At 36.6% G+C, this 1,595-nt stretch carries 2 protein-coding genes; both read left to right on the plus strand.

Going from position 1 to position 1,595, the window contains the following annotated elements:
• Window positions 1-82 precede the first annotated feature (82 nt).
• On the plus strand, window positions 83-1,288 hold the full coding sequence (locus CD30_RS19020; RefSeq protein ID WP_052126331.1) for an IS91 family transposase: 1,206 nt from the start codon (window positions 83-85) through the stop codon (window positions 1,286-1,288).
• 13 nt (window positions 1,289-1,301) lie between these two features.
• Window positions 1,302-1,553 carry a hypothetical protein gene (locus CD30_RS19025; RefSeq protein WP_036180743.1) on the plus strand — a complete coding sequence of 84 codons (252 nt, stop codon included), beginning with the start codon at window positions 1,302-1,304 and terminating at the stop codon, window positions 1,551-1,553.
• Window positions 1,554-1,595: the final 42 nt, after the last annotated feature.

The following is a 1,595-nucleotide window of genomic DNA, read 5'->3' on the forward strand; positions in this document are numbered from 1 at the left end:
TTTTTTATTGTTAAGGAAATTATAAAATTTCGCTTTGTGGATAACTTTTTTGTAAAATAATGTTATAAGGAGGCTGTTGGATGTGCAATTCGATCATCGTGGAGTTATTAAAAAAATCTTAAAAGACCATTTCGATGGGTTTTGGGAATTTCACCAAAATCGATTTCCATCAGCCTATCGACAAGATATTAAAGAAACTGTTCTAAAAGCTATGCGTTGTGGTTCTCCTGATTTTGGCCATATTCGTTATGAATGTCTAGGGTGTCCTGGTGAGACAAGGCCTGTATTTATCTACTTCTCTTGTAAAAGTCGATTTTGTAATAAATGTGGGAAGAAGTACACAGATGATTGGTCGGATAAACAACAAGAGCTTATTTTTAATGTTCCCCATCGTCACATGGTATTTACAATTCCAGAAGAAATCCGACAAGTATTTTTTGAAGATCGTAAAAAGTTAAACGAGTTAAGTCAGTTAGTTGCGGAAGTCTTTGAGTTTTATTTTCAAAGACGTAATAAAAAATTAAACCTAACGCCGGGTATCATTACGGTTATTCATACATTCGGACGAGATTTAAAGTTTAATCCACATATTCATGTTTTAGTAACGGAGGGCGCAATGGATTCCCGACGGGAATGGCATCCTTTAGAATACATATCTTATGAATATCTTCGTAAATCTTGGCAGAAGATTGTCATGGACTCTATGAAAAAGTGGTTTCCAGATAATCTAAACGTGAAGGCGCTCATTGATGACTTATATAGACGTTATCCCAAAGGGTTTTATGTAAATGCCGAGAAAAAGATGAAAAATGCAAAAGGAGCAGCGAAATATATTGGTCGTTATTTAGCACGTCCTGCAATTGCAGAATATCGTGTTCTAGCCTATGATCGAGAGCACGTCACATTTTGGTATGAAGATCATCGGTCAGGAAAGAAAGAGGTTGTAAAACAATCGGTTTATCGTTTTCTTTATAATTTAATACAACATATCCCACCCAAGCATTTTAGAATGGTCGGTCGATTTGGATTATACAGTAGAAGAAGTTACGAAAAAGCGAGTCAGGCAATGAATTTATATGAGTTTGTTCGGACAAAACAACTCTCTTTATGTCTTGAGAGAATACCAAAGAAAAAGTCCTATCGCCAACGGCTGATTGAGGCTTTCGAGAAGGATCCGTTTTGGTGTGAACATTGCCATCGGAAGATGGATTTAGTAGAAGTATGGCATACGGATTACGGACTCTTATATCATTATATGCAAGATGCGAAGACCATTTATAAAACGTAAAGGAGAGGATTGAATGAAGAAGAAAAAAAGTGAAGAAGTGCAAGTAGACCCACTAGCTTGGTTAGAAGGTGATGATCCATTTGGATTAAATGATCCAATCGAGCTGGTTAATTTCGTATGCACAGAATGTAAAAAAAATGATGAAGTACCAGCTTATATCATTGGAGAATTCATGGTGGATAAGAAACCAGGAGAACCAGTTACATTAGAGTGTCCGTATTGTAACGGTGAAATGTTTGAAGCGAAAGATGACCCAAGCGAATAATTATGCTTGGGTCGTGCAAAAGACGCGTTAGCGTTTTTGTTC

The organism is Ureibacillus massiliensis 4400831 = CIP 108448 = CCUG 49529 (assembly GCF_000772965.1).
GTDB classification, from domain to species: Bacteria; Bacillota; Bacilli; order Bacillales_A; family Planococcaceae; genus Ureibacillus; species Ureibacillus massiliensis.